This window comes from Kitasatospora sp. NPDC057512 (assembly GCF_042802135.1).
In the GTDB taxonomy this organism is placed as follows: Bacteria; Actinomycetota; Actinomycetes; order Streptomycetales; family Streptomycetaceae; genus Kitasatospora.
Genome location: NZ_JBHVET010000280.1, coordinates 1 through 4,800, shown reverse-complemented (window position 1 = coordinate 4,800; position 4,800 = coordinate 1). Strand labels below are relative to the sequence as shown.

Genomic DNA, 4,800 nt, shown 5'->3' with positions numbered 1-4,800 from the left:
CCCGGCCGGGGGCGGGGGGGCCGGCGGGGGCGGGGCGCCGCGGGGCGCCGGCCGGCTGGGGGGGGTGCGGCGCGCCGCCGCGCGCGCTGCCGGGGGGGCGGCCGCCCCCACCGCCCTCCGGGGTGACCGCCGCCGCGAGTACCCGGGTCTCCGAGCCGGTGCCGGCGCCGACGTCCAGCGCGCGCTCGCCGGGGCGTGCGGCGAGCCGGGCGTGCGCCCATGCGCGCAGGCGCCGTACCCCGGGGTTGGCGGCCTGGGCGTCCAGCGCGGCGACCAGCCGGTCGGTGTCCGCCGGATCGGCGTTGGCGGCGTGGAAGGCCGAGGTGGGGCGCGGGTCGGTCATGGGCGCCACCCTAGACGGACATGACGGACCATCGGCGAAGCCCCGTCCGCAGTGCTCGCGGCACGTCTCATCCCGCGCTCTGCCCGCCCGGCGGGGCCCCTGACGTGGCAGGTCCGGCGGACTTCCCGCTCCTCGCGCCCGCCGCCGCGGGTCAGAGTTCCGGCAGTGCCTCGCCGGCGCGGGGTTCGCGGTGCTCGGTGAGCCAGAACAGGTAGCCGCGCAGGTAGGCCTCCAGTCCGTCGTCGAGGTAGGCGGCGTACTGGCGCAGGGCCCCGGTGAAACGGCGGCCGCCGCCTTCGGCGTCGGGCGCGCGCTGGCGGTTCCGGTGCGCGGGAGGCCGGCCGGGTCGACCTCCCGCTCCCCGCCGGTTCAGGCGGACGCCTCGCCGGTGGCGGCGCCCGTGCAGCAGGCCTCGGGGGTGCCGGAGGCGCTCTTGCCGAGGGTGTCGGCGTCGGCCTTGACCACGTAGACCTCCCAGGGCTCCTTGCCGGGGGCGGTCACCCAGACCTTGTCCTGGACGGCGTAGCAGCAGGAGGTGTCGTTCTCCTCGAAGGCGGCGAGGCCGGCGTCCCGGAGGCGGGTGGTCGCCGCGGTGACCTGCTCGGTGGAGGCGACCTCGACGCCGAGGTGGTCCAGGCGGGTGTCCTCGCCCGGCTCGCCCTCGATGAGGACGAGCTTCAGCGGGGGCTCGGTGATGGCGAAGTTCGCGTAGCCGGGGCGGCGCTTGGCGGGCTCGGTGCCGAAGAGCTTGGCGTAGAAGGCGATGGAGCCTTCGAGGTCGGCGACGCGCAGGGCGAGCTGGACACGGGACATGGTGGCCTCCAACGGGCTGGGTCGAGCCTGGATCGATGTCTGTCGATGCAAGCTTGCGGACTGGATCGGCATTCGTCAATATAGAAGCATGTCGAAACAGGAACTCCGAGTGCTGAACCAGGGCGACGGCGCGGACGGCTGCTGCCCCGGGCTGCTGAGCGCTCCGCTGGACGAAGGGCAGGCCGCCGAACTGGCGCCGCTGTTCAAGGCCCTGGGCGATCCGGTGCGGCTGCGGCTGCTGTCGATGATCGCCTCCGGCGCCGGCGGCGAGGTGTGCGTCTGCGACCTGACTCCGGCCTTCGACCTGTCCCAGCCGACGATCTCCCACCACCTGAAGCTGCTGCGGCAGGCCGGGCTGATCGACTCGGAGCGCCGGGGCACCTGGGTGTACTACCGGCTGGTCCCCGAGACCACCGACCGGCTGGCCGGCGTCCTCACCCGCCCGGTGTCGCTCGGAGCCGCCGAGTGAGCGCCGCAGCCGGGGCGCCCGCCCCCGCCCCCGTGGCCGGCCGGCTGTCCTTCGTCGACCGCTACCTCGCGCTCTGGATCCTCGCCGCGATGGCCCTCGGCATCGGCCTCGGCCGGCTCGTCCCGGGCCTGGGCGACGCGCTCGCGAAGGTGACCGTCACCGGCGTCTCCCTGCCGATCGCGCTCGGCCTGCTGGTGATGATGTACCCGGTGCTCGCCAAGGTCCGCTACGACCGGCTCGACACCGTCACCCGCGACCGCCGCCTGCTGATCCCCTCCCTGGTGCTGAACTGGCTGGTCGGGCCCGCCGTGATGTTCGCCCTCGCCTGGCTGCTGCTGCCCGACCTGCCGGAGTACCGCACCGGGCTGATCATCGTCGGCCTCGCCCGCTGCATCGCCATGGTGATCATCTGGAACGACCTGGCCTGCGGCGACCGGGAGGCCGCCGCCGTGCTCGTCGCCCTGAACTCCGTCTTCCAGGTGGTCGCGTTCGGCGCGCTGGGCTGGTTCTACCTGTCCGTGCTGCCCGGGTGGCTCGGCCTGGAGCAGGCGGCGCTCGACGTGTCGGCGTGGGAGATCGCCCGCAGCGTGCTGGTCTTCCTCGGCATCCCGCTCGCCGCCGGCTACCTCACCCGCCGCCTGGGCGAGAAGGCCCGCGGCCGCACCTGGTACGAGGCCAGGCTGCTGCCGCGGATCGGCCCGTTCGCGCTGTACGGGCTGCTGTTCACGATCGTCATCCTGTTCGCGCTCCAGGGCCGTGCGATCACCTCGCAGCCCCTCGACGTCGCCCGGATCGCGCTGCCGCTGCTGGTGTACTTCGCCGTCATGTGGGCCGGCTCCCTGGCGCTGGGCCGCGCGGTGGGCCTGGACCACCCGCGCGCCACCACCCTGGCGTTCACCGCCGCGGGCAACAACTTCGAACTGGCCATCGCCGTCGCCATCGCCACCTTCGGAGCCACCAGCGGCCAGGCCCTCGCCGGAGTCGTCGGGCCGCTGATCGAGGTGCCGGTGCTCATCGGCCTCGTCCACGTGGCCCTGGCCGCCCGCCGCTACTTCCCCCAGCCCGCCACCGCTGTCGAAGGGTCCGCCCGTGTCTGAGTCCGTGCCGTCCGCACCTGAGCCGAAGCCGTCCAAGCCGTCCAAGCCGTCCGTGCTGTTCGTCTGCGTGCACAACGCCGGCCGTTCCCAGATGGCCGCCGCCTTCCTGAGCCACCTCGGCGGCGACCGGGTCGAGGTCCGTTCGGCCGGCTCCGCCCCCGCCGACACCGTCAACCCGGCCGTGGTCCGGGCGATGACCGAGGTGGGGATCGACCTCTCCGCCGAGACGCCCAAGGTCCTCACCGTCGAGGCGGTCCGGGCCTCGGACGTGGTGATCACCATGGGCTGCGGCGACGCCTGCCCGTACTTCCCCGGAAAGCGCTACCTGGACTGGCAGTTGGCGGACCCGGCCGGCCAGGGCGTCGACGCGGTGCGCCCGATCCGCGACGAGATCGAGCGGCGCGTCCGCGGTCTGCTCACCGAGCTGGGCGTCGGGGCGGGCGGCGCGTGAACGGGGACGTGACCGTCGCCGCGATGACCGCGGCACACGCCGAACAGGTCCTGGAGATCTACCGGTTCGGGATCGACGGCGGCGACGCCACCTTCGAGACCGCCGCGCCGGGCTGGGAGGCGTTCGACGCCGCGCGCCTCGCCGAGCACCGCCTCGTCGCCCTCGACGAGGGCGAGGGCGGGGGCGGAGGCAGGGGCGGGGACGGCCGGGTGCTCGGCTGGGCCGCGGTGGCCCGGGTGTCGGACCGGTGCGCGTACGCGGGTGTGGTCGAGCACTCCGTCTACGTCCACCCCGAGGCGCGGGGGCGCGGTGTGGGCGCCGCCCTGCTGGAGGCGCTGATCGCCTCCACCGAGCGGGCCGGGATCTGGACGATCCAGTCGGGGATCTTCCCGGAGAACACGGCCAGCCTCGCCCTGCACGCCAGGTTCGGGTTCCGGATCGTCGGGACGCGGGAGCGCATCGGCCGACGCGACGGCCGGTGGCGCGACGTGGTCCTCCTCGAACGCCGCAGTCCTACGGTCGGTTGAGCACATCGATGCCCGGATCGCCGTCCGGATCGCCGTCCGGCCGGTGGCGCAGAGCGGGGAAGCGGGAAGTAGGAAGTCGGCCGGGCCGACTTCCCACTCCTCGTACGTCTGGCTATGGCGTCGACTACACGCCGACCGCGGTGCCAGCGTGGGCGGAGGCCGCCTGGTACTCGTCGTCGCCCTCGAACCGTGCTTCGCAGCCGGTGGTGAGGGTGCTGGCGACGATGACCGGGTCGAGGATCTTGGAGCCGGAGTTCAGCTTGGCGATCCCGCTCTGGTCGGTGGTCGCCGAGCCGACGCGCTGGCCGCTCGCGGTGCTGTAGAAGGTGATCTGCCGCCCCACGATCGGCTTTCCGTCCATGTCGGTCAGCGTGGCCTCGAAGTCGCCGCTGATCGGTGCGTGGGCGACCACGTGGCCGCTTACCGTGCGTGCCGTGAGTTGGACGGGCTTCTTCTCGGAAGTCATAACGTAACCTCCTGGATGCTCTGGGCTACCCCTTCCACCGTAGGCACGTCCGTGAGGGCCTGCACCCGGGCCGTATCGCCGCAGGTCAGGGCCATCGGCGGGCCCGCTCCTCACGGGCCGGTCCCGCCCCGGGCGGGGGCGCGGGGAGCGGGCGCGACCCGGTGGCGTCCGGCGCGGGGATCGGGGAGACTCGCGCGCATGGTTTCGGTGTTGCAGAACGTGGCGATCGACTGTGCGGACGCCTATGAGCTGGCGCGGTTCTGGAGTGGTGTGACCGGTCGGCCGTTGGACCCCGACTGCCGGCCGGGGGACCGGGAGACGCAGGTGCTGCTGGCGGAGGGGCCGGTGCTGTACTTCAACCAGGTGCCCGAGGCGAAGACGGTCAAGAACCGGGTCCACCTGTGCCTGCGGCCGGAGACCTCGCGCGACCAGGAGGTGGAGCGGCTGCTCGGCCTCGGCGCCACCTTCGTCGGCGACCACCGGAACCCCGACGGTTCGGGGTGGGCCGTGCTCGCCGACCCCGAGGGCAACGAGTTCTGCGTACTGCGCAGCGACTCCGACCGGGCCGTCGCGAACTCCTGACGCCCGTGCGCCCTCCCGGCCGGGCCGTCCCCAGCATGGGAGGAGTGGGAAG

The 4,800-nt window shown here is 73.7% G+C and carries 7 protein-coding genes and 1 pseudogene; 5 read left to right on the top strand and 3 right to left on the bottom strand.

Annotated elements, in window-relative coordinates:
- Positions 1-343, bottom strand: a pseudogene (locus tag ACFU6K_RS19575) (hypothetical protein); the annotation flags it as partial.
- Between the two features lie 369 nt (positions 344-712).
- Positions 713-1,156: an ArsI/CadI family heavy metal resistance metalloenzyme gene (locus ACFU6K_RS19570; RefSeq protein WP_380664620.1), complete on the bottom strand. Its 444-nt coding sequence runs from the start codon at positions 1,154-1,156 to the stop codon at positions 713-715.
- Between the two features lie 88 nt (positions 1,157-1,244).
- On the opposite strand from ACFU6K_RS19570, the gene ACFU6K_RS19565 reads away from it, so the two are divergent.
- The 4 genes from ACFU6K_RS19565 (at position 1,245) to ACFU6K_RS19550 (ending at position 3,700) form a co-directional block, all read left to right on the top strand.
- The gene (locus ACFU6K_RS19565) at positions 1,245-1,625 is read left to right on the top strand and encodes an ArsR/SmtB family transcription factor (RefSeq protein ID WP_380664618.1); all 381 of its coding nucleotides are present in this window, start codon (positions 1,245-1,247) and stop codon (positions 1,623-1,625) included.
- An 89-nt stretch (positions 1,626-1,714) separates the two neighbouring features.
- Complete coding sequence (gene arsB / locus ACFU6K_RS19560; RefSeq protein ID WP_380664634.1) at positions 1,715-2,722, top strand: ACR3 family arsenite efflux transporter; 1,008 nt, start codon at positions 1,715-1,717, stop codon at positions 2,720-2,722.
- Positions 2,723-2,813: 91 nt separating this feature from the next.
- Positions 2,814-3,173 carry an arsenate reductase ArsC gene (locus tag ACFU6K_RS19555; protein WP_380664632.1) on the top strand — a complete coding sequence of 120 codons (360 nt, stop codon included), beginning with the start codon at positions 2,814-2,816 and terminating at the stop codon, positions 3,171-3,173.
- 23 nt (positions 3,174-3,196) lie between these two features.
- Complete coding sequence (locus ACFU6K_RS19550; RefSeq protein WP_380664616.1) at positions 3,197-3,700, top strand: GNAT family N-acetyltransferase; 504 nt, start codon at positions 3,197-3,199, stop codon at positions 3,698-3,700.
- A gap of 124 nt (positions 3,701-3,824) precedes the next feature.
- Here ACFU6K_RS19550 and ACFU6K_RS19545 read toward each other — a convergent pair whose 3' ends face one another.
- Positions 3,825-4,166, bottom strand: a complete 342-nt coding sequence (locus ACFU6K_RS19545; protein WP_380664614.1) for a hypothetical protein — start codon at positions 4,164-4,166, stop codon at positions 3,825-3,827.
- A gap of 198 nt (positions 4,167-4,364) precedes the next feature.
- Here ACFU6K_RS19545 and ACFU6K_RS19540 point away from each other — a divergent pair, with 198 nt between their 5' ends.
- Entirely contained in the window at positions 4,365-4,748 is a 384-nt protein-coding gene (locus ACFU6K_RS19540; protein ID WP_380664612.1) for a VOC family protein, read from the top strand.
- Positions 4,749-4,800: the final 52 nt, after the last annotated feature.

What these genes read in the sequence shown, in the direction of transcription:
- ACFU6K_RS19570 (WP_380664620.1), bottom strand. Translation starts at nt 1,156, where the DNA reads ATGTCCCGTGTCCAGCTCGCCCTGCGCGTCGCCGACCTCGAAGGCTCC.
- ACFU6K_RS19565 (WP_380664618.1), top strand. Translation starts at nt 1,245, where the DNA reads ATGTCGAAACAGGAACTCCGAGTGCTGAACCAGGGCGACGGCGCGGAC.
- arsB (WP_380664634.1), top strand. Translation starts at nt 1,715, where the DNA reads ATGGCCCTCGGCATCGGCCTCGGCCGGCTCGTCCCGGGCCTGGGCGAC.
- ACFU6K_RS19555 (WP_380664632.1), top strand. Translation starts at nt 2,814, where the DNA reads ATGGCCGCCGCCTTCCTGAGCCACCTCGGCGGCGACCGGGTCGAGGTC.
- ACFU6K_RS19550 (WP_380664616.1), top strand. Translation starts at nt 3,197, where the DNA reads ATGACCGCGGCACACGCCGAACAGGTCCTGGAGATCTACCGGTTCGGG.
- ACFU6K_RS19545 (WP_380664614.1), bottom strand. Translation starts at nt 4,166, where the DNA reads ATGACTTCCGAGAAGAAGCCCGTCCAACTCACGGCACGCACGGTAAGC.
- ACFU6K_RS19540 (WP_380664612.1), top strand. Translation starts at nt 4,365, where the DNA reads ATGGTTTCGGTGTTGCAGAACGTGGCGATCGACTGTGCGGACGCCTAT.